Annotated in this window: 18 protein-coding genes and 2 pseudogenes; 8 read left to right on the top strand and 12 right to left on the bottom strand. The window is 63.2% G+C overall.

Annotated elements, in window-relative coordinates:
• Window positions 1–65: 65 nt before the first annotated feature.
• From EKK97_RS07305 to EKK97_RS07270, 8 genes and pseudogenes are all read right to left on the bottom strand, one after another.
• Window positions 66–1,388, bottom strand: coding sequence for an ATP-binding protein (locus EKK97_RS07305; RefSeq protein ID WP_159550737.1), 1,323 nt, complete (start codon window positions 1,386–1,388; stop codon window positions 66–68).
• A complete protein-coding gene (locus tag EKK97_RS07300) occupies window positions 1,375–2,040 on the bottom strand; it encodes a response regulator transcription factor (protein ID WP_159550735.1) in 666 nt (221 codons plus the stop codon). The genes EKK97_RS07305 and EKK97_RS07300 overlap by 14 nt, the downstream gene beginning before the upstream one ends.
• A 5-nt stretch (window positions 2,041–2,045) precedes the next feature.
• Window positions 2,046–2,546, bottom strand: coding sequence for a cupredoxin domain-containing protein (locus EKK97_RS07295; RefSeq protein ID WP_159550733.1), 501 nt, complete (start codon window positions 2,544–2,546; stop codon window positions 2,046–2,048).
• 76 nt (window positions 2,547–2,622) lie between these two features.
• Window positions 2,623–3,711: a L,D-transpeptidase family protein gene (locus tag EKK97_RS07290; RefSeq protein WP_159550731.1), complete on the bottom strand. Its 1,089-nt coding sequence runs from the start codon at window positions 3,709–3,711 to the stop codon at window positions 2,623–2,625.
• A 113-nt stretch (window positions 3,712–3,824) separates the two neighbouring features.
• Window positions 3,825–5,291, bottom strand: coding sequence for a cardiolipin synthase (gene cls / locus EKK97_RS07285; protein ID WP_159550729.1), 1,467 nt, complete (start codon window positions 5,289–5,291; stop codon window positions 3,825–3,827).
• Window positions 5,291–6,104: pseudogene (gene lgt / locus EKK97_RS07280) on the bottom strand (prolipoprotein diacylglyceryl transferase). Before lgt ends, cls begins: the two are co-directional and overlap by 1 nt.
• Before the next feature lie 45 nt (window positions 6,105–6,149).
• Window positions 6,150–7,010: a WD40/YVTN/BNR-like repeat-containing protein gene (locus EKK97_RS07275; protein WP_159550727.1), complete on the bottom strand. Its 861-nt coding sequence runs from the start codon at window positions 7,008–7,010 to the stop codon at window positions 6,150–6,152.
• 68 nt (window positions 7,011–7,078) lie between these two features.
• Window positions 7,079–8,680, bottom strand: a complete 1,602-nt coding sequence (locus tag EKK97_RS07270) for a multicopper oxidase family protein (protein WP_159550725.1) — start codon at window positions 8,678–8,680, stop codon at window positions 7,079–7,081.
• Between the two features lie 1,190 nt (window positions 8,681–9,870).
• Between EKK97_RS07270 and EKK97_RS07265 the strand changes: the two genes are divergently transcribed.
• From EKK97_RS07265 to EKK97_RS07250, 5 genes are all read left to right on the top strand, one after another.
• Complete coding sequence (locus EKK97_RS07265; protein WP_234286459.1) at window positions 9,871–10,557, top strand: Spy/CpxP family protein refolding chaperone; 687 nt, start codon at window positions 9,871–9,873, stop codon at window positions 10,555–10,557.
• A 73-nt stretch (window positions 10,558–10,630) separates the two neighbouring features.
• Window positions 10,631–12,910 carry a heavy metal translocating P-type ATPase gene (locus tag EKK97_RS07260; protein WP_159550723.1) on the top strand — a complete coding sequence of 760 codons (2,280 nt, stop codon included), beginning with the start codon at window positions 10,631–10,633 and terminating at the stop codon, window positions 12,908–12,910.
• Window positions 12,907–13,164, top strand: a complete 258-nt coding sequence (locus EKK97_RS07255) for a hypothetical protein (RefSeq protein WP_159550721.1) — start codon at window positions 12,907–12,909, stop codon at window positions 13,162–13,164. The genes EKK97_RS07260 and EKK97_RS07255 overlap by 4 nt, the downstream gene beginning before the upstream one ends.
• Before the next feature lie 30 nt (window positions 13,165–13,194).
• Window positions 13,195–13,347, top strand: coding sequence for a hypothetical protein (locus EKK97_RS23655; RefSeq protein ID WP_201297029.1), 153 nt, complete (start codon window positions 13,195–13,197; stop codon window positions 13,345–13,347).
• On the top strand, window positions 13,344–13,778 hold the full coding sequence (locus tag EKK97_RS07250; protein WP_236551398.1) for a DUF411 domain-containing protein: 435 nt from the start codon (window positions 13,344–13,346) through the stop codon (window positions 13,776–13,778). The genes EKK97_RS23655 and EKK97_RS07250 overlap by 4 nt, the downstream gene beginning before the upstream one ends.
• Before the next feature lie 51 nt (window positions 13,779–13,829).
• On the opposite strand, the gene EKK97_RS07245 is transcribed toward EKK97_RS07250, so the two are convergent.
• The 4 genes and pseudogenes from EKK97_RS07245 to EKK97_RS07230 form a co-directional block, all read right to left on the bottom strand.
• On the bottom strand, window positions 13,830–14,576 hold the full coding sequence (locus tag EKK97_RS07245) for a response regulator (RefSeq protein ID WP_234286461.1): 747 nt from the start codon (window positions 14,574–14,576) through the stop codon (window positions 13,830–13,832).
• Complete coding sequence (locus EKK97_RS24410; RefSeq protein WP_159550717.1) at window positions 14,569–16,446, bottom strand: ATP-binding protein; 1,878 nt, start codon at window positions 16,444–16,446, stop codon at window positions 14,569–14,571. Before EKK97_RS24410 ends, EKK97_RS07245 begins: the two co-directional genes overlap by 8 nt.
• Window positions 16,447–16,568: 122 nt before the next feature.
• Window positions 16,569–18,070: pseudogene (trkI, locus tag EKK97_RS07235) on the bottom strand (Trk system potassium transporter TrkI).
• Window positions 18,071–18,352: 282 nt separating this feature from the next.
• Window positions 18,353–19,192 carry an MOSC domain-containing protein gene (locus EKK97_RS07230; RefSeq protein ID WP_159550715.1) on the bottom strand — a complete coding sequence of 280 codons (840 nt, stop codon included), beginning with the start codon at window positions 19,190–19,192 and terminating at the stop codon, window positions 18,353–18,355.
• 101 nt (window positions 19,193–19,293) lie between these two features.
• On the opposite strand from EKK97_RS07230, the gene EKK97_RS07225 reads away from it, so the two are divergent.
• The 3 genes from EKK97_RS07225 to EKK97_RS07215 all read left to right on the top strand — a co-directional run bounded on the left by EKK97_RS07225 (window position 19,294) and on the right by EKK97_RS07215 (window position 21,030).
• Window positions 19,294–19,566: a DUF5666 domain-containing protein gene (locus EKK97_RS07225; RefSeq protein ID WP_159550713.1), complete on the top strand. Its 273-nt coding sequence runs from the start codon at window positions 19,294–19,296 to the stop codon at window positions 19,564–19,566.
• 87 nt (window positions 19,567–19,653) lie between these two features.
• The gene (locus tag EKK97_RS07220; protein ID WP_159550711.1) at window positions 19,654–20,049 is read left to right on the top strand and encodes a Rieske (2Fe-2S) protein; all 396 of its coding nucleotides are present in this window, start codon (window positions 19,654–19,656) and stop codon (window positions 20,047–20,049) included.
• Between the two features lie 99 nt (window positions 20,050–20,148).
• Window positions 20,149–21,030 carry a DMT family transporter gene (locus EKK97_RS07215; RefSeq protein ID WP_159550709.1) on the top strand — a complete coding sequence of 294 codons (882 nt, stop codon included), beginning with the start codon at window positions 20,149–20,151 and terminating at the stop codon, window positions 21,028–21,030.
• Window positions 21,031–21,125 lie beyond the last annotated feature (95 nt).

Raw genomic sequence — 21,125 nt, 5'->3', positions numbered from 1 at the left:
ATGGCTCCTGTCAGGGGAACTCCAGGCGCCATGATGCGGTGGATTGCTGAAAGCACGCTGAATGGTCAGCCCACCTCATTCAGCGGCAGCATGATCTCGACCCGTAGCCCTCCCTCGGGAGAAGGCTCGAAACTCACCTGGCCAGCATAGCGTTCGACGATCTGACGCAGGATGGACAGGCCCAGCCCGTGGCCAGGCTTGCCTTCGTCAAGTCGCGTGCCACGCCGCCCCAGGCGGCCCAAGTCACCCGACGCGACGCCGGAACCGTCATCCTCGACCAGAATTGACAGAGAGGTATCTCGCCGCACTCGGCAACGAATCTCATAAGTCGCCCACTTGCCGGCATTATCCAGCAGGATACCCAGCATCTCGGCAAAATCCTGTCGCTCTACATTGACACTGACGGGTACCGAGGCGTCGATACCGAGCCGGAAATTCCTACCGGGATAGAGGTTCGAGAACATCTCGATGAGTTGCTCGGCTTCATGCCGGATGTTTGCACGCTGCCCTGCATTGGGACCGGCAATACGGGAACGTTTCAGCTCGGTGTCCAACTGAGCATGCATGTCCTCCAGGCGGCGCTGCATCTTCTCCCTGCGCCCCGGGTCGATGGGGCGTGAGCCGCGCAACACCTGAATGACCGCCGTCAGCGGCGTCTTGAGCGCATGGGACAGGTTGGCCAGGGATTCACGCGAACGCTGAAGCCGTCGCGCGTGTTCATCCATGAGGCGATTGAGCTGCGCCACCAGGCCATCGAGTTCGGAAGGCGTGTCGAGTTGCAGCCGTTCACGCGTACCCGAGCGCAGTTCGTCGAGCTGTCTGCGTAGCCGGGAGAGTGGGTACAGCGCACGGTTGACCGCCATCATGTTGAGACCGATGAGCAGGATCAGCAGCAGGCCGGCAATGCCACCCACCCACCAGTGGAGCGCTTCCAGCCCATCCTCTACCTGGCCGAAGTCCTCGCCGATGAGCAGTACGCCCGAGCGACCGTCGAATTCGAAGCGTGTGCGATATACCAGCAGGTGACGTTCGCCAGAGGAAACGATATCCAACGCTTCATCCTCGCCCTCCAGGTAAGGCGCCAACGTTTCGAGCCAGCTTGGATGCGACGTGGTGATCTCACCGTCCAGCTCCAGCACATAGAGGTGATGGAAGACCTGCAAGGCAGGACTCTCCGCCTGCCATAATTGCGTCGAGAGTTGCCCCTGGCGGAACTGGAGCAGCGTATGCTCCGCCTCCTGGCGCAATCGCTCACCAAGAAAGCTTCGTGCCAGATCGTGCAACAGGATGCCATGCAACAGCCAGGTCACGCCTACCACGATGAGCGCTACTCCCCCAAGCCAGACCAGCAGGCGGAAGCGCAGGCTGCGACGCTCAATGCGACGCAAGGAAATAGCCCTGTCCGCGCCGGGTCTGAATGGCGTTCTTGCCCAGGCGACGTCGTAGCTTGGCGATATACACCTCCACCAGGTTCGGGGCGGGAGCGTCCTGTTCCAGGGAGTAGAGTTGGTCGAGCAGCTGTGCCTTGGACAAGACGCGGTCGGGATGATGCATCAGGTAGCGCAGCAGCCGAAATTCCGTGGCCGTCAGCGGCTGCCAATGACACCCGTCAGTGCTGACCTGGCGTCTCTCCTCGTCGAGCTGTATGCCATTGACGCTGAGCATGGCATTCAAATGACCTGTTTGCCGCCTCAAGAGAGCATGCAGGCGCGCCAGCAGTTCTGCTTCATGAAACGGCTTGGTCAGGTAATCGTCGGCTCCTCGGCGCAGGCCAGCGACCTTGTCTTCCCAGGTATCCCGCGCAGTAAGAGCCAGTATTGGCAAGCGACGCTCCTGGCCACGCCAGCGCGCGATCAAGTCGAGCCCTGAACCGTCCGGCAGCCCCAGGTCGAGAATCGCCAAGGCATAGTCCTCGGTCGCCATCAGGGACTCGGCCGCGTACACCGTGGCAGCCGAGTCGACACGATAGCCGTTGTCTTCCAGAGTTTCCGACAAGCTCTCTGCCAGCAGGTCATCGTCCTCGAGAAGTAACAGCTTCATCGTGTTTACCCCTGAAAGTCGATGTTTCCCATCATCCCAGCTTCGTAGTGACCGGGAATGTTGCAGGCATATTCAAGTTGACTTACCCCCTCGGGCGCCGTCCAAACGAGTGTCGCGGTCTCGCCAGGGGCAATGGTCACGGCAGGCATATGCCCGCCATGCTCGCCCTCGGCCATGTCATGGCCACCATGGCTACCATGGCCGCCATGACCACCGTGCCCCCCCATCTCCTGCATCATGCGGCGGTGTTCTTCCTGCGCCGCGCGGTCACCAATGACGAACTCGTGTTCCAGCACGCCGCTGTTGTGGATTTCGAACTTTACCGTCTCACCAGGTGCGACGGCCAAGGCCTCGGGACCGAACATCATCTCGCCCGCTTGAACCTGGATGACGCGATCCACCTTCACCTCGTCAGGCTGTTGCGTACCACCCGCTTGGTGTCCGGGAGCTGCCAGGGAGCCAGCAGACCAGAGGGTGAACAGGGCTGCCAAAATCGACTTGTGCATGGTTGTGTCTCGATTCGCCTAAGGGAAGCACGAGAATAAGGCATCACCCTGAATGCAAGCTGAAACGGCAACGTGGCTAGACGGACAACTCCTCCCAGAGCAGGCTTTCCTCTTCGCCAGCGTCCTCCTCGGGTTCCGGCTCGGGTTCCGGGGCCGGCGTCAGCGCAACGACATCGCCGCTGGGGTTCTCGAGCAACTCACGCAACAGTTCGTAGTTCAGTGGCGTGGCGGGCGCATCGCCATTGCGCTCGAGCATCGCCAGGGTCTCCATCAATGCGGCCATGCCGGCCTCCTGCTCCTCCAGCGCCTGGTAGACTTGCACGTAGGGCGTATCGCCATCCCAGCCGGCCTTGATCGGCTGGTTGATGAGATGAACCTGCATGCCGACCGGCACGCGGTCGAAGATCGACTCGATGTCTTCCGGGTACATGCGAATGCAGCCGCGGCTGGCGCGCATGCCGATGCCATCGGGCAGATTGGTGCCATGGATGAGGTAGCCGGGAATGTCGAGCAGGATGGCATGCCGCCCAAGCGGGTTGTCCGGCCCCGGCGGTACCACGGCGGGCGCCGTCTCACCACGCGCGGCGGCCTCCTCGCGCACCGAGCGCGGCGGGTACCAAGCCGGGTCCTTGAGCCGCATGGTGGTCTTGGTCTTGCCCAGCGGTGTATCGAAGCCCTCCCGCCCGATGCCGATCGGGTAGGTCTCCACCCGCGGTATCTCGCCTTCGCCTGCCGGCGGGTAATAGTACAGCCTGAGCTCGGCGACGTTGATGACGATGCCCTCGCGCTCCACCGGCGGCAGGATGAAACGGCCGGGAATGACGACCTCGGTGCCCTCACCCGGCAACCAGACGCTGACATCGGGATTGGCCCGGCGGATCTCCTCATAGCCCACGTTATGTTCGCGAGCGATGTCGAGCAGGGTCTCCTCGTCGCGCGCCTTGACGATATAATCCTCGCCAATGACATCGCCCTGTTCGGGCAGCGGATAGTGCCCCTTGGGCCACTCATTGGCAGCCTCGTCGCTCTCCCCGGCTTGCGCCTCTTCTTCGGCCCAGGCCGTACCAGCCGACAGAACGGTGACCAGCATGCCGACGATCAGCGGTAGCCATGTCAGGCGCTGCAACGGCCAACAGTATTCACGTACCGTGCCGTGATGCTTCATAGCGATTGCCTCTAGTCTTCCCATCTTTAGGGGGCTAATGAACGAAGCCACCATACTAACGATCCTCCAGAGATTCGACAGCAGCAGAACTCTGGTTTCACTCCTTGGCGACATTACAGCACCGGGGCAAACAGGTAGGCGCCTCGTGCAGCGACCCGATGCCACAGCGGGTTATCGTAAATTTCTTCTCGTGTCATCCGGCGCGACCGGGCGAAGTCCCGCTCGAACATCGCCTCGACATCGCCAGCGAAGTCCGGATCCATCACCAGCGCCGTGACCTCGAAGTTGAGACGGAAGGAGCGGTTATCGAGGTTCACCGTGCCCACCGCGGCCCCCACGTCGTCGACCAGGAATGCCTTGCCATGCAGAAAACCCTCCTGATAGCGGTGAATCTCGACCCCCGCATCGAGCAACGGGCCGAGAAACGCGTAAGCGGCATAGAAGGTCAGGAGATTGTCCGGTCGCTCAGGGATCAGAATCCTTACATCCACACCATTCAAGGCCGCCAGCTTGAGCATCGACTGCACGCCCTCATCGGGAACGAAGTAGGGGCTCGAGATCCAGATACGCTCGCGCGCCGCATGGATTGCCTGCTGGACCATCAGGCTTGCCGTTTCGAAACGATCGGCAGGACCCGAAGGCAGGATGAGCGCAGGTACGCCATTGGCGGAAGGCACCGACGGCTCCCAGGGAAGCTCGGGAACCTCCTCGGTGGCCCAGTGCCAGTCCTCGAGGAAGACCAGTTGCAAGGCCAGCGCGGCAGGCCCCTCGAGCTTGAGGTGCGTATCCCGCCAGGGGCCGAGGCTCTCGTGTCCCTCCAGGTATTCGTCGCCGACGTTGAAGCCCCCGATCCACGCCTGCGCGCCATCGACCACCATGATCTTGCGGTGATTGCGGAAGTTGAGCTGGAAGCGGTTGCCTGGCCCGCGCGTGGAGTGGAACCGGTGAACGTTCACCCCGGCGTCACGCAGCTCCTGCAGGTAGGTGCTCGGCAGCTTGTAGCTGCCAATCTCGTCATACAGGAAATAGACGTCGACGCCCTCGTTGGCCTTCGCGATGAGCCGCTGCTGGAACGCTTGGCCGAGATCGTCATCGCGCACGATATAGAACTGCACCAGCAGGTAGCGCTCGGCGGCATCGATTCCCGCGAACAGGCTGGCGAAGGTCTCCTCACCATCCACCAGCAGTGTGGCCGCGTTCCCACCCAGATAGGGCAGCTTGGCAAGCTGCTCCACACCTGCCAGTTGGCGATCGTCGTTGGTCCACTCCACCCGATGGGCACGCAGCTCGTCGAGCTTCGACGACAAGGCTCGGGTCAACTCGGTATCTTCATCGCGCCGCGAAAGCACATAGCCTTCGAACTTGTTGCGTCCGAAGACCCAGTAAGCCGGGACCGCCACGTAGGGAATCGTGTTGAGCGAGACGATCCAGGCAACCGCCGCCTGAGACGTCCGGCTCGACATCAACGCCTCTACCGATGACACCAACCCCAGGACATGCGCCAGGGTCACGAAGATAGCCAGCTTGCCCCAAGCACGCTGGCGGCCCTTGGCGGGTTTGCGCGCAAACCACGCTAGCATCAGCCCACTCCCTGAGCAGGAGCCGCTGCGGCAGGCACATCCCGGGCCTGGCGGCGCGACCACAGAATGAGGGCAGCCCCGGCGGCGATCATCGGCAGCGTCAACAGCATGCCCATGGTCACCCAACCGAAGGCGATGAAACCGATATGCGCATCGGGTAGACGCACGAACTCCACCGCGAAGCGGAAGACACCGTAGAGCAGCAGGAACAGTCCCGAGACGAAGCCTCGCCGCTGCGGCCGGCTCGCGACCCACCACAGCACGACGAACAGCACCACGCCCTCGAGAGCGAACTCATAGAGCGCCGAGGGATGGCGCGGCTCCGGCCCCATGTGCGGAAACGGCATGGCCCAGGGCAGGTCGCTGACGCGCCCCGGCAGTTCGTGGTTGATGAAGTTGCCTATACGCCCGGCCCCCAGGCCGATAGGCACCATGGGGGCGATGAAGTCGGTCAGTTGAAAGAAGCCGAGTTTCTTCTTGCGGGCAAACAGCAATGCTGCCAACAGTACCCCCCAGCCCGCCGTGGAAGCTCATGCCCCCTTCCCAGACACTGAACAGCCACAGCGGGTTGGCCAGGAACCGCTCCATGCCATAAAACAGCACGTAACCCAGGCGGCCACCAGCCACCACGCCGATAGCGGCATAGAACAGCAGGTCGCCAATGTCGTCATGGCTCAGGCCCAGGCGGTGCGCCCAACGACGCCCCAGCCACCAGGCAGCGACGAAGCCCACCACGTACATCAGGCCATACCAGTGGACTTGCAGAGGTCCGATGGAGATGGCCACCGGGTCGATTTGTGGATACTCGATCATGGCGCTTTCCTTGATTTGGCAGCGTTGCCCATGGCAATGACGGCCTTACAGCGCCGACCAGTGCTGGCCGGCATCTTCACTCAGCCACAGATACCCCTGGTCATCTGCCGCGATCAATCGGTCGGGATCACTGGGGTCCACCGCGAGATGCATCAGGTAGTTCTCGCCCCAGTTCTCGTTGACCAACGTCCACTCCCGCGCGGCTTCTTCGGCACGTAGCAGCCCAACGCCAAGCATGAAGGCATAGAGCTCTCCTCCGCTGCTCAGGACAACGCTCACCGGATCGCGTTGAGGATGTACGAGACGCCAGCGCAGGCCACCATCAGGGCTCATGAGCAGGCCATTTTGTGTGGCGGCGTAGAGATGCTCCGGCTCACGGCTGGAAGCCGCCAACGCAATCAGGCCAGGAGGCGCATCGGCCTGTACCTGCCATGCGTGGCCTCCATCGCGGCTCACCTGCAGCTTGCCGGCATAGGCACCGTAAAGCACGTCCGGATTCGCTTCGCTGATGGTCATCTGATGGAAATCCACCGGTCCATCGGCACCAGGGGAACGTTGCTCCCAGCGCTCTCCGCCATCCGCGGAGACCATGACACCCAGATTGCCGCCACGTGCGGGATGACCGCTGGCGAAGAGCAGCCCGGCCTCTTCGGGATGCGGGGAGAAGCCCATGAAATCATGGCTCTCGCTGGAGATCTGGCGTACTCGACGATTGCTGTCGACCACATGCAGGCCATGATGAGTCGCCACTAGCAGCCGGTCGCTATCGGCCCGATCGAAAGCCAACCCGTGGATATGTGTCTTCTGACGCAGTTCGTCCAAGGAAATATCCGCGGTCTCATTGGAGCAGCCGACCAACAACGCCAGCGGCACCAGCAGAGCAAGGATGAGGCACTTCTTGTACATCACAGTTCCCTCCCTTCGAAGGAGTAGCCCCGGTGCCACGTCACTGCCAAGCACCGGCCATATCAGACTCAACGGACCCGGATCGCCGCCATCATGCCCATCTCCTCATGCTCGATGATGTGGCAGTGGAACAGCCAATCCCCGGGGGAATGGAACGCCAGGCGGATCCTGATCCGCTCATCGGGCGCCAAGTTGACGGTATCCTTCCAGGCGAGCCAGGCTGCCGACTGCCACTCGTCATTGCCCTGGCGCCTGGCCACCACTTGGAAATGCGTGCCGTGGACATGAAAGGGATGGTCCATGTGGGAGTCGTTGAATATTTCCCACTCCTCCACTTCGCCGACCCTGCCTTCGAACATCACCTCGCCCATGGCGAAGCTGCGACCATTGATCAAGAAGTCCACCGGCGGGCGACCGTTGCCGGCCGCCATGCCCTTCCCGCTTTCACCATGGCCGCCACCATGATCCATCGCACCGCCAGCAGTGCCGCCGTGGCCACCACGCTCCATCGCACCACCGGCATCATGCTCCATACCGGGCATCACTTCCGTCAGGACGACCGTGCGACGCACGGCGGGCTCGCCAAGGGGTTCGATGCGAGCCAGCCGCACCGGCAGGGTCACGGCGGGAACCACGTCTGCCTCACGGGTCTGGATCGTCAGCAGCGGGGCCACCGCGTCCAGATGGGAAGGTCGAGCGCCCATCCAGCCTCGCTCGTAGGGATGGCTGGCCAATATGAAGCGCTCGCCCCCCTGCTCACTGATACGCACCAGCAGGTCGGCGCGCTCACCCGGTGTCAGCAGCAGTTCCTCCAGCGGCCGGGGCTGCTCGAGCAGCCCACCATCGGTACCGATCAAGGAGAGCTCGTGCCCTTCCAGACGCAAGCGCAGGTAGCGACCGGCACAGGCATTGACCAGCCGCAGCCTCAGGGTGGTGCCCGGCGCCACCTCCAGGCGCGGCCGTCGCTGGCCGTTGACCAGCAGCAATTCGCCCTCGCGGCCGTTCATCCAATCCTCGTCGGTATGAGGCATCACCTCGCCGGCATCGCTCAGGCGCAGGTCGTTGACCACCAACAGGTGCTCTTCCACTTCGGCTGGCACCACCTCCTGCCGCGGCCGCACCAGCAGCACGCCGGCCAAGCCGTGCGCGATCTGCCCGGCCAGCACCCCGTGAGGATGAGGATGGAACCAGTTCAGGGCCGCGCTGCCGTCGGCGAAGGTGTGCCGATAACGACGCGACTCGCCCGGCGCCACGGCATCGCCGGGTCCACCATCGTGCGTATTGGCCACGGCCACGCCATGCCAGTGCAGGGTGGTCTCCTGCTCCAGCTCGTTGACCAGGGTGACATCGAACTCGTCGCCTTCGGAGACCTCGATCAGCGGCGCCACCTTGCGGTTGTAGAGCCACAGGCGGGCTTGATGATCATCGCCGAGGGCGACCGCGTGCGGTGCCGGGGTGAGCACGCTGCGAAACAGGCCCGGCTGATCGGCAAGATTGGTGATTCGCGGCAGCAGCTGCAGGGGTTGTCCCTCGGGCAGGGTCGTGGCGTCCAGCAGGGAAGCGGGGGCATGGTCGGCATGCCGACCGGCAATGGCATAGGCCAGTAGCCCGGAAGCGGAGAGCGCCACCCCACCCAAGGCGGAATAGCGAAGAAAATCGCGGCGTTGCATAACGGATTCCTCGAGGAATGACTGTCCGACGCCACTCGCATAGCCGAGCGGCGACAAATCTGAGCAGCAGCATTCAGGCGCGAGGAGGGCGTTCCGGGCGATCAGGGGGGCTTGGGAAGGCATCTCATCGGTGCCCCAGCGAGGCTCCAGCGCATGCGGGGCTACGGAGAGAAGCGCCAAGGAGGTACCAAAACAGGCGGGACAAGGGGCGCTACAAGCTAGCTTCTCGGCAGACTGCGCTTGAACCTGATCCATATCGGGCGGAGAGGCGTGGTCGAGTACCGAGTAGGCCTCCACCAGACAGCCCTCGTTGCCGTGCTTCCAGTCGCTCATGGCCACCTGCGGCAACGCCAGCGCGATACCGAACAGAAGACAAAGCAGCCAGGAGAGTGAGCGAGGGAGCATCAGCGATCGAAGCCGTCCAGAAAGCCCAAGTGAGCCTAGTCTTCCATGGCCTTCGAAAAGCCGCAAGCGACATCGCGTCCTCCTCATCGAAAAAATCGACAAATCAAAAATCTATGAGCTAGACATAGCTTGAGAAGAGAGATTTTTGGTTGATACAGGTCAAACGATGGCACAGCGGGATCGACTATTCTGAACTTGCCTGTCACGTCGGAGCGATATGCCATGCAACAGTGGGCAATCCTGACCTCAGTTCGATCGTTCACCCCTTTTGGGTGGCGTAGAGGCTGGCTCGCTGTTTCCCTGGTATTGGCGCTGACCATGGCGCTAACCCTACCGGCCCTTGCGCATCCATCCCCACCCTCCAGCCACCCTGTCGCCATCGAAAGCGGGACCGAAAACTTCCGGCTTCCTCCCCCCCATTGCGAACACGGTCATGGCTGGGAGCGTGCCAACGAGGCATTGCTGCGGGCGGATCGCCCGGACGTCGATACCGGCACGCCTCACGATTTCGCTGTAGGACCACAACCCCCGCGTGTCGAAACCACTATCGGCCAACCCAGCCGTCAGCCGCTCCTGGCGTCGCTGCCGCTCTATTTATTGACCCAGCGCCTGCGTCCCTGACACACCCATCCGACGCCATTCCCTCGTTTCAGCAACAAAAGTGCCTGGCTTGCCGCGCCTGGCGCGGCCAAGCGCCATTCCCCAAGTCGGGCGACCGCACCTGACCCTTGGCCGGTACCACTGGCCATAACGACGAAGGGCCATGCGCCCCAGAGGATACGATCATGAAGACAAATATCGCTTACGCCTTGGGCTTCGCCCTGGCGATGGGTGTCGCCAGTCATGCACTGGCTCAGGGTGAAATGGAAATGCTCTCGGGCACGACAAATGGCGGCATGGGCTCCGGCATGATGAGCGGTGGCATGGGCCCCAGCATGATGAGCGGTGGCATGGGCCCCGGCATGATGAGCGGTGGCATGGGGCCCGGCATGATGAGCGGTGGCATGGGCTCCGGCATGATGGGCGGTGGCATGGGGCCCGGCATGATGGGCGGCGGCATGGGGCCCGGCATGATGGGCGGCGGCATGGGGCCCGGCATGATGGGCGGCGACATGATGCCTTGCCCGATGATGGGCGGCGAGAAAACCACGATGCCTATGCTGGATGCCGAGCAACGCAGTGAGATGCGCGAGCTGATGCAGGAGTACCGCCCCGCGCAGTTCGAACGCATGGGGCAGTTGATGAACCTGCGCGACGACCTGATGGCTGCCATGCATGCCGAGCGTCCCGATCCCGAAGAGGTCCAGGCCATTCATGCCCAGATGGCGGAACTCCACGGTGAAATGATGGCGGAGATGGTGCGCATGCGTAACGCCATGCATGACCTGCTCACCGATGAGCAGCGCGAGCAATGGCAGCAGCAGGCCGCACCGGAAGCCGTCGAACCGGATGACCACGCGGCCCACCACTGATCGTCGATAAAGCAGCCTGGAATCGGGCGGTCGCCCACGGCCGTCCGAGGAACGCAGCGCGAGGGAGCATGCGATGACTACGACGACGAAACGGATCACCCTGACAGTGCCCGGCATGGGCAGCGACCACTGTGCCGGCATCGTACGCACGACGCTCCAGCGCCTCGGCGGCGTGGCGGAGATTCAAACCAACATCGCCAGCCACCGGGTCAGCATCGGTGTCGAGCAGGGCGGCCCCGATGCCGACGTATTGAAGCAGGCAGTAGAGGGCGCCGGCTACGACGTCGCCTCGGTCAGCAGCGATACCGAAGCGGATGGCGAGGCCGATGCCGCCATCGAGGAAGGCTACCTGCGCCAGGCGCGCAAGCGGTTGTGGATCGCCGGCGTACCCACCACGCTGATCATGATCCTGATGATGCCGCACATGTTCTGGCAACCGATTCCCGGTTACCTGGCCATCGTCGCCCTGCTCGCCTTCCCGGTGGTGTTTCTGCATGGTGGTGCGGCCACCCATCGGTCGAGCTGGCGCTCGCTGAAGAACGGCACCTTCAACATGGACGTGCTGATCTCCATGGGTAGCCTGCCCCCCTACCTGATCGGCCTGATCGGCTTCGTCTACCCGATGACCTCGTTCATCGAGATGGCCGCCACCATCATGACGTTTCATCTGCTGGGTCGCTATCTCGAGGCACTGGCCAAGGGCCGCGCCTCCCAGGCCATTCGCCGCCTGCTGACCCTCGGCGCCAAGACGGCCCGGGTCGAGCGCGATGGAGAAGAGGTGGAGGTGCCGGTGAAGGAACTCGAGCCGGGCGACATCATGATCGTGCGCCCCGGCGACAAGATCCCCACCGACGGCGAAGTGGTCGATGGCGAGAGTCATCTCGACGAATCCATCGCCACCGGGGAATCGATACCGGTCTACAAGGGCCCCGGCGACAGCGTCATCGGTGCCACCATCAACAAGGAGGGGCGGCTGCGTGTCAAGGCCACGCGGGTCGGCGGCGATACCTTCCTGTCCCAGGTAGTACGCCTGATCGATCAGGCCCAGGGCTCGCGGGTGCCGATCCAGGAGTTCGCCGATCGCATGACCGGGCGCTTCGTGCCGGCGGTGCTATTGATCTCGCTGGCCAGCCTGGTGGCCTGGCTGCTGTTTCCCGACGCCTTGCGCCCGATCCTCGACTGGGGCGCGAACTTCCTGCCTTGGGTCAACCCGCAGGCCAGTACACCGGTGCTAGCACTGATCGCGGCCATTGCCGTGCTGGTTATCGCCTGCCCCTGTGCACTCGGGCTCGCCACGCCAACCGCCTTGATGGTCGGCTCCGGCATCGGCGCCGAGCGCGGCATCCTGATCCGCTCCGGCGAGGCGATCCAGACCTTCAAGGACATCAAGGTCATGGTGCTCGACAAGACCGGCACCATCACCCGCGGCGAGCCGAAGCTGACCGAGGTGGTCGCCGCCGAGGGCATCAATGAGAACGAGCTGCTCACGCTGGCCGCCAGCGTCGAGAACGCCTCGGAGCACCCCATCGCCCGGGCCATCGTCGATGGTGCCTCGGAGCGCGGCGTGAAGCCCGGCGAGGTGAGCGAGTTTCGCTCCACCGGTGCCCGGGGCGTTTCCGGCAAGGTCGATGAGAGGCACGTACTGATCGGCAATCGCATGCTGCTCGAGGAAGCAGGCACCCAGGGGCTGGAGGCGCTGGATGAGACCCTACGGGTCCTCGAAGGCAAGGGGCGAACCGCCGTCATCGTCGCCGCCGATGGCCAGGCCATGGGCATCGTGGCGGTGGCTGACACCCTCAAGGAGGAGTCGATCGAAGCCATTCGCGGCATGCACGCGCTCGGCCTGCACGTGGTGATGATCACCGGCGACAATGAACGCGCTGCACGCGCCGTAGCCGAGGAGGTCGGAATCGACGAGGTCCAGGCCGGCGTGCTGCCGGAAGGCAAGGTCGATGCCATTCGCAAGCTGCAGGAGAGGCATGGCAACCACGTGGCCATGGTGGGCGATGGTATCAATGACGCGGCGGCCCTCAAGCAGGCCAATGTCGGCATCGCCATCGGCGCCGGTGCCGATGTCGCCATCGAGGCTGCCGACGTCACCCTGGTGCGCGGCGAACTCACCGGCGTGGTGGAGGCCATGCACCTCTCCCGCGCCACCTTCGGCAAGATCGTACAGAACCTGCTGTGGGCCAGCGGCTACAACGTGGCCGCGATTCCCATGGCCGCCGCAGGCCTGCTCCACCCCATGATCGGCGTCATCGCCATGACTGCCAGCTCGCTGTCGGTCATCGGCAATTCGCTGCTGCTCAAGCGCCGCTATGCTCGCCTACAACCGCGAGGAGAAGACTCATGAATGCCCTTCCCGACCCCCGGCCGCAGGAATCCCACGAGGACCATGGCTCGACCGATGAAACCCGCGGCTCGTCTGCAGGTGGCTGGCATGCCTGGATGATGCCGCTCTGCCTGATCCTGATGGGCGGCGCCTTCGTCCTGGTCATGTGGCGCGGGCAAACCGCCGGCAGCGCCTGGCTGCTGCTGCCCATGCTGCTGTGCCTGAGCCTGCATTTACTGATGCACCGCCACGGCCATCATCACCGCGACGAGTGACGTCCCCTTGACCACACAGGAGTTATCGCCATGATGACCGACTGTCTGGCCCTGATGGGCCACATGAGCTGGCTGGGCTGGCTGGTGCCCCTGGCCGTACTAGCCCTGCTGGGCCTCGGCATCGCCGCCCTGCTCAAGTATCTCTTCACCTCGACCAAGCCCTCTACCGGAGCACGCCCATGAACCGACGCACCTCTTCCCTGCTGCTTACCGCCAGCCTGCTGCTGGGCACCGCCAGTGCCGTTCATGCCGCCCTGCCCGATGAAGCCACCCTGTACAAGAACCCGCAGTGCGGCTGCTGCGATGAATACGCCCGCCAGCTCGAGGAACTGGGCGTGACGGTGCATATCGTCGACGACGTGGAGGTTGGCAAGATCAAGCAGCAGGTCGGCCTGCCCTATGGCCTGGGCTCCTGCCACACCACGCTGATGGGAGGTTATGCCATCGAGGGTCACGTCCCCTTCGAGGCCGTACAGCGGCTGTTCGAGGAACGGCCCAGGATCGGTGGCATCGGCCTGGCCGGCATGCCCATCGGCACCCCCGGGATGCCGGGCCGAAGCGTGGCGACTGGGATGTCTACCAGTTCACCGACCAGGAGCCCATGCCGTTCATGACGCTGTGATTGGTGATGCCCCAACCCCAGGCGGCAATGGGAAGGAGGGTCATCATGAAGGACTCTCCGCCTTGCCCCCCGGATCAACAGCGTCATCGGGCTCGACCAGCAAGCGGTAACCTACGCCGGCTTCGGTCTGTAACAGGTAGGGCGATTGAGTGTCGTCTCCCAGCTTCTGCCTGAGCCGGCTGACGACGATACGCAGGTAGTGAGTATCCTCGACATGAGTCGGTCCCCAGATTTCACGCAGCAACTGGGTCTGGGTCACGACCCGGCCGGCATGTCGGCACAGGCGCTCAAGCACGGCGTACTCCTTGGGGGTGAGATGCACTTCGTCATGCTCCAGTACCACACGCCTCGTTGTCAGATCGATCTCGAGCCCGGCACGCCGAAAATGCAACAGCTCCCGGGCCAGGTCTGCTGCACTCTGGCGCCGCAATAACGAGCGAATTCGTGCCAGCAGCTCCTGGATACCGAAGGGCTTGGTGACGTAATCGTTAGCGCCCGAATCCAATGCACGCACCTTCTCTGTCTCCTGCTCACGGACCGAGACCACGATCACCGGTACCTGACTCAACGCGCGCACCTCGTCAAGCACATGCTGACCATCCATGTCCGGCAGCCCCAGGTCCAGCAACACCAGGTCGGGCATCTGGGAGGCGACGAGTTCGATCCCTTCCCTGCCACTGGCGGCTTCGCTCACGGCAAACCCCTGCGACAGCAGACTGATACGCAGGAAACGACGAATCTGGGGTTCATCATCGACGATCAGCACCCGCACCCGCCTCCGCTCAGTCACTCTCTCGCTCCTCCGGCCTCGCCAAGGGTAGGCGCATGACGATGGTGGTGCCCTGTCCACCGGGACCGGGCTCCGCTTCGACGCTGCCGCCATGGGCACCGAGCATGCCGCGACAGATGGCCAGACCCAGGCCGCTTCCATGACGCCCACGATCTCCTTCGCCACCGGTGAAGAACATGTCGAACACAGCCTCGCGCTGTCCCGGCGGGATGCCCGGCCCCTCGTCGGTGACACGAATCTCCAAACGTTCACTGGCCGCGTCGAGGTTGGCTTGAATCCCCACCCGGCCAGAAGGGGGAGAAAATCGCACGGCATTGTCGAGCACGTTCACCAGCGCCTGCTCGATCAATGCCGGATGAACGTAGAGCAGCGGCAGCCCCTCGGCGCCCTCGCGCTCTACGTACACCGCCTCCAGCGAGACGCCCAGTCGCTTCAGGGCTGCCGTGATCAAGTCGTCGAGCGAGACCCAGTCACGCTCGATCTTGAGGTCTCCATGGCCAAGCCGGGTCATGTCGAGCAGATTCTGGATATAACGGTTGAGCCGTTCGCTCTCGGCCAATATCCCGTCGAGGAGTTCATGCCGGTCAGCCGGGCTGAGCTGCGGCTCGAGGTCCCTCAGGGAGCTGGCCGAACCGATGATCGAGGCGAGCGGCGTACGCAGGTCGTGCGACACCGACGACAGCAGCGCCGAGCGCAACCGCTCGTTCTCTTCCGACAACCGCACCGCGCCTAGCTCTGTTACCAACCGCGTACGCTCCAACGCCATGGCGAGCTGACGGGTCAGGGTGGTAACCAGCGTCTCCTGGTCGGGGTCGAGCGGCCGCTCGCGCACGGCGAGTTCCAGCCCGACGATACCCAGCATGCGCTCCTGCTCGACCAGCGGAATGAAACGCCAGCGCAGCGACGTCTGGGTCGAAGTGTCGGCACCGCTAGGCTTGCGATGCTGCCAGCTCCATGTCGCGGCGGCCTCTTCCGTGACATCAAGTCTGGCATTCGCCGGTATTGCACTGCGCACCGTCAAGCCGCCGCCCTCACCTTCCTCATCGAGAAAGACGACCGGCACACCTAACCAGCGCTCCAGGGTGGCGAGGCCGACATCACGCACCTGTTCCCGATCGGTAGCCACCGAGAGCGCACGAGAGAAGGTCAGCAACCGATGGGTTTGCTCGCGGCTGCCGCGTAGCGCCACCAGGCGTTGCCGACCGCTGCCGGCCAGTTGCCCCACGACCACGGCCACCAGCAAAAAGAAAATGACGGTCAGCAGTTGCTCGCGCTCGACCATCGCTAGGGAGAAGCGTGGTCGGGTGAAGAAGAAGTTGAAGGCAATGAAGCCCAGTGCAGCGGTAATCATGGCGGCACGAGTCCCTGCCAGGGTGGCGCTGATCAGAACCGCAGCGAGGAATACTAATGACAAGTTGGCCAGTTCCAGCCAGAACTCGAGCCCCCAGGCCACGCCAAGGGCTACGCCAAAACACACCGCTACGACCCCGGCTTCACGCCAGTTCAACGGATGACGCTGCCGGACCGGACGGAATCGAGATCGCTGCCGCGCCTCGGCGACCACTATCAGGTCATAGGCTCCGCCACAGCGCAGCAGCTGTTCCGCCAGCGGGCGACGCCAGAAGCGCCAACCCGAAGGGCGTGTGCGCCCCACCATCAGGGTAGCGATCCTCTGCTCCGTGGCGTATTCGTGAAGTTCACGTGCTCTACCAGCGCCCTGGAGGACACGTACCTCACCGCCCAGCCGCCCCGCTAGCGCCAAGACCTGATCGAGCGCCAGTCGCCGCCTGGGCCCGTCACGGCCATTGTCGACATGCACCGCGCGCCAACGCAGCCCCTCGCGCTGGGCATGGCGATGAGCCGCCCGCACCAGGGCAGTATCTTCCTCGCTACGTCCCCCAAGGCGACCAGCAACTGCGGTCGCGAGGAGAAAGAGACGTCGGGGCCGACCTGCAGCGGTATCGACGGGCCTTTCATCGACACGTCTCCCCATCATTTGCGCCAGAACATCGGCGTCAGCAGCACCAGCACGGTCAGAATCTCGAGTCGCCCCAACAGCATGCCCACACACAGCAGCCACTTGGCGGCATCAGGCAGCGGAGCGAAGTTGCCGGCGGGCCCTATGATGTCGCCAAGCCCTGGGCCCACGTTGGCCACTGCCGTGGCAGCCCCCGAGAGCGCCGTGGTGAAGTCCAGCCCCATCAACGCGAGCCCCAGCGCCAGCCCGGCAATGGTCAGGAAGAAGAAGAACGAGAATGCCACCACGCCCCGGGTAATGTCGTCGGTGAGCGGCTGGCCGTTGTAGCGCGAAGCGAAGACGCCATGCGAGTGAACCAGAAAGCGCAGCTGATTGCGCAACAGAATGGTGGCTACCTGGAAGCGGAAGATCTTCATGCCGCCACTGGTGGAGCCGCTGCAACCACCGACGAAGGTCAGGTAAAAGAACGCCACGTAGGCCAACGGCCCCCACAGGCTGTAGTCATCGGACGCATAGCCGGTAGTGGTCACCACGGAAATGACGTTGAAGGTGACATGAGTCAGCGCCTGGAACGGTGCGGTGCCGTGCCAGATCCGCCACAGCGTCAGCCCCAGGATCACCAGCGCCAGCAGGAACAATAGGCCCTGCACCTGCTGATCTCGCCATAACGCCATGCGTGAGCCGCGCAGCATCCGGATATAGAGCACGAACGGTAGCGCCCCAAGCAGCATGAATAGTGACCCCATCCACAGCAGATGAGGCTGCTCGGCGTAGGCGCCGAAGGAAGCATCGGAGTTGGCGAAACCGCCGGTCGCCAGCGAGGTCATGGCATGTACTACCGCATCCAGCGGTGTCATTCCGCCCAGCCAATAGGCCAGCATGGCAACCAGGGTGAAGCCACAGTAGATGCCGAGCGTCGCCTTGGCGATACCGCCCGTGCGAGGCATGACCTTGTCGGACCAGTCGGACGATTCAGTGTGGAACAGCCGCATCCCCCGACCTTGAGGAAGGGCAGAATGGCGATGCCCATGACGATGATGCCGATTCCACCCAGCCATTGCATGATGCCCCGCCACAGCTTCAGTCCGTCGGAAAGCGTATCGATACCCGCCAGTACGGTGGAGCCGGTGGTGGTAATGGCCGAGACCGATTCGAACACGGCATTGGTAAAGGACAACTGGGGGGCACCCAGCACCAGCGGCAGGCTGGCAAAACCGCTGACGGTGACCCAACTCAAGGTAGTCAGCACGAACATCTGCCAAGGCTTGAGTTCGATATTGGTGCGCAGCGTGGATAGCCAGACCAGCCCGACGGCCGCCAGGACGATGAGCATCGACAGGCCGAAGGCATGTGCGTCGGGATCCCGTTCGACGACCAGGACGAGCCAGGGGATAGCCATGAAAATGGCGAGCACCATCCACAGGACGGAGATCACCCTCAACACCGGCGTCCAGTTGCGCCAGTGGTATTTGAGACGCAAGCCTAATCCATTCGCACCCTGCGCGGCGATACGCATTGACCGATCCATTACCCATCTATCGAACGTCACGGTATGAAACCACAGCCCAGCCTAAAAAAGCCGTAAAAATCCTAGTGCATCCCGGTCTGCTGCAGCAGCTCCACGCATTGGCTTACATACGCTATGGTCAATTTCCTACAAGAGAGAAGGGGAAATGATGACATTCTTCCTGCAGGAAAGGGTCTACCTTGAACCTACTCACGCCGGTTCTTGCACAGCAGTCGTGAGTCCCTTGCTTATGCCCGCCGCCAGGCGGGCTTCTTTTTTTCTGCCAGTCCGTCAACTCACCAGGAGTTCATCTCCCACTCCAATGGTCTGCGCCGCCCCCTCGAGCAGCGTGGCATTCTGTCCGAAATAGGCGCCTGGACGCAGCGGCTGTGTCTTCATCTGGATCAGTGTCTGTAGCGGTTCGCCGGGAACGTCGATGGCACCGCTGGACTGATCGATGGTGATGATCTTGCAACGCTGGCACGGTTTGCGCAGACCGAAGCGGTAGTGCCCTTCCCGCGCCGCTACCTCGCTCCAGCCATCCTCGGCGAAGGCCAGGCTTCCCTCGATGACGACATTGGGCCGGAAGCGGTTCATGGGCAGCGGTACGAGTCCCTTCTGCTGCAGTTCGCGGTTGAGGGCTTCCAACGAGGCGGTGGACGCAACCAGGAAGGGGAAGCCGTCAGCAAAGGCGGTATACGCCTCTTCTTCCTTGAGATAACGCGAATCCACGGGACGCCGATGTTCGTCATCGAAGCGCACCAGGCGTAGCGCGCTGCCGCGCAGGTCGCCGAGCACGGCGGTCAGCCAGCGGCTCGCCTCCTCCCCTTCATCCAGCGCCTGGCAGGTATCGTCCCACACATAGGCGGTCAGCCGGGGTTGGTCGCGACGTTCCAGCGCGATGACGAGAGGCTGCGCCTCGGGGTGCTCGAGCACCAGGGCGTCACGCTCGAGCCGGACCGTGACCCTGGCCATGCCCGGCATCTGCCGCTGGGTGATGAAGCGTCCGACCTGATCGACCACCATCCAGTGGCGGTCATACGCCAGGCCACGCACCCCCAGGGTCGCGCGCTCGAGCGTAATCCCACTCAGCGACTTGACCGGATAGATATTGAGTTCGGCTATTCTCACCAGTGCTTCCTCTGCATTTCGTCACAGTTTCGGACTCGCTTTTGCGAGTCAGGCTTCCTAGGATGAATCTTGCTCATTCAGCTCACCAAGGAGATGGCACCATGCTGAAACGTATCGCCTGCGTCGCTTCCTCTCTCACGCTGACCTTTGCCGCGGCTGCCCATGCCGACGACATCGAGGGTGAGATCGAAGCGGTTGACGGAGACAACCAGACTCTGACCGTACAGGGCATCACCTTTCATACCGATGACAGTACCGATTATGACGATGGTCTGAGCAGCTTCGACGACCTGGAGGTCGGCCAGCGGGTCGAGATCGACTTCGACTACGACGGCGAGCGCCACATGGCCACCGAGATCGAGCTGGACGACTGACCAGCTCTCATCTCGCTTCACCAGCGCTGACAAGCGGGCCGACATTGGCGACAATGGCGGCCCGCAATCGGTGACAGGACAGACGGCATGACCCAGGCATGGCAGCAATATCGTAGCGCACCGGCGCTTGGCACGCGCCTTGTCCGGTTCGATGACATTGCTCCTGGCGCAACCCTCAGCCTGACACTGCAAAGCGAGCAAGGCAGTTTTCCGCTGCTGCTGGTTCACCTGGACGATGCCCTGCTCGGCTATGTCAACGCCTGCCCTCACCAGTACCTGCCTCTCGACCAACGCGGCAAGCGGGTGCTCAGCCAGGATGGCGAACAACTTCGTTGCACCAACCATGACGCCACTTTCTCGGCCCGCAGCGGTGAGGGTACCGGCGGCCTGGGCCTCGGCTGCACGCTCGATCCGGTGCCGGTAAGCGTCGATAGCGAAGGCTGGATCGTCGTTGGCACGTCTCTTGAGCAGCACGATCGCTGATATTTCACATCAGCATTATTGATAAAAAACAGGCTATTCATAGCCTGACGACATGGTTTAGGCTTTTCATTCTCTCCACTTGCCTGCCAAGGACGTCGCATGTCGCCGGCCGATTCCCTACGCCTGATCCTGCTCTCGACGCTATGGGGCATGTCGTTCATCTTCATGCGCGTGGCGGTTCCCGAATTCGGCCCGGTACCGCTGATTCTGGTGCGCATGGGTATCGGCTCACTGCTGTTATTGCCGCTGCTGTTCAGCCTGCGATATCTCACGCTGGTGTGGGAGAACAAGGGCGGCCTGCTGCTGCTGGGGCTGGTCAACCACGTGTTGCCCTTTAGTCTGTTGGCGCTGGCCACGGTGCGGCTCGAGGCGGGCTTCACCTCGTTGATCAACGCCACCACGCCGATCTTCACCGCCCTGCTCGGGGCACTGTTCTTCACCACCCCGGTGCAGCGCCAGCAGTATCTGGGCCTGGCGCTGGCTTTCTTCGGGGTCTATGTGCTCTCGGCAAACCGGCTGGACTTCTCCTTGGGCGGCGACGGGTGGTTCATCCTGGCCGCCGTGGGCGCCACCTTCTGCTACGGCGTGGCGACCAACTACTCCAAGACCTACCTGTCGCACCTGCCGGTGCGGGTGCTGGCGGCGGGTAGCACCGCCATGTCGGCGCTGATCCTGCTGATCCCCGGCCTGTGGCTGTGGCCCAGCGAGCCGATCAGCGGCCTGGCCTGGGCCAATGGCCTGGGGTTGGCTATCTTCAGCACCACGCTGGCCTTCCTGCTCTACTTCGGCCTGATCTCGAGCGCCGGCGCCACTGCTACCTCGACGGTCACCTTCCTGGTGCCGGTCAGCGCCCTACTTTGGGGTTACCTGTTGCTGGGCGAACGGCTCAGCCTGCAGGTGCTGGTCGGCATGGCCATCACCCTGGCGGGCACCGCCATCGCCACCGGGATGATTCGTTGGCGACGGCACGAAACGGCCTGAGCCCCCACCCTATCAGCGCATTAGACGAACCAGCCGTGCCAGGCGAATGCCGCTTGCTATGCTCCGAAAGCGGGCCAGACGTGCCCGTTCGACGC

The sequence above is a fragment of the Billgrantia tianxiuensis genome (assembly GCF_009834345.1).
GTDB classification, from domain to species: domain Bacteria; phylum Pseudomonadota; class Gammaproteobacteria; order Pseudomonadales; family Halomonadaceae; genus Halomonas; species Halomonas tianxiuensis.
This window is presented reverse-complemented; position numbering and strand designations above follow the sequence as displayed.

What these genes read in the sequence shown, in the direction of transcription:
- EKK97_RS07300 (WP_159550735.1), bottom strand. Translation starts at nt 2,040, where the DNA reads ATGAAGCTGTTACTTCTCGAGGACGATGACCTGCTGGCAGAGAGCTTG.
- EKK97_RS07295 (WP_159550733.1), bottom strand. Translation starts at nt 2,546, where the DNA reads ATGCACAAGTCGATTTTGGCAGCCCTGTTCACCCTCTGGTCTGCTGGC.
- EKK97_RS07290 (WP_159550731.1), bottom strand. Translation starts at nt 3,711, where the DNA reads ATGAAGCATCACGGCACGGTACGTGAATACTGTTGGCCGTTGCAGCGC.
- cls (WP_159550729.1), bottom strand. Translation starts at nt 5,291, where the DNA reads ATGCTAGCGTGGTTTGCGCGCAAACCCGCCAAGGGCCGCCAGCGTGCT.
- EKK97_RS07275 (WP_159550727.1), bottom strand. Translation starts at nt 7,010, where the DNA reads ATGTACAAGAAGTGCCTCATCCTTGCTCTGCTGGTGCCGCTGGCGTTG.
- EKK97_RS07270 (WP_159550725.1), bottom strand. Translation starts at nt 8,680, where the DNA reads ATGCAACGCCGCGATTTTCTTCGCTATTCCGCCTTGGGTGGGGTGGCG.
- EKK97_RS07265 (WP_234286459.1), top strand. Translation starts at nt 9,871, where the DNA reads ATGAAGACAAATATCGCTTACGCCTTGGGCTTCGCCCTGGCGATGGGT.
- EKK97_RS07260 (WP_159550723.1), top strand. Translation starts at nt 10,631, where the DNA reads ATGACTACGACGACGAAACGGATCACCCTGACAGTGCCCGGCATGGGC.
- EKK97_RS07255 (WP_159550721.1), top strand. Translation starts at nt 12,907, where the DNA reads ATGAATGCCCTTCCCGACCCCCGGCCGCAGGAATCCCACGAGGACCAT.
- EKK97_RS23655 (WP_201297029.1), top strand. Translation starts at nt 13,195, where the DNA reads ATGATGACCGACTGTCTGGCCCTGATGGGCCACATGAGCTGGCTGGGC.
- EKK97_RS07250 (WP_236551398.1), top strand. Translation starts at nt 13,344, where the DNA reads ATGAACCGACGCACCTCTTCCCTGCTGCTTACCGCCAGCCTGCTGCTG.
- EKK97_RS07225 (WP_159550713.1), top strand. Translation starts at nt 19,294, where the DNA reads ATGCTGAAACGTATCGCCTGCGTCGCTTCCTCTCTCACGCTGACCTTT.
- EKK97_RS07220 (WP_159550711.1), top strand. Translation starts at nt 19,654, where the DNA reads ATGACCCAGGCATGGCAGCAATATCGTAGCGCACCGGCGCTTGGCACG.
- EKK97_RS07215 (WP_159550709.1), top strand. Translation starts at nt 20,149, where the DNA reads ATGTCGCCGGCCGATTCCCTACGCCTGATCCTGCTCTCGACGCTATGG.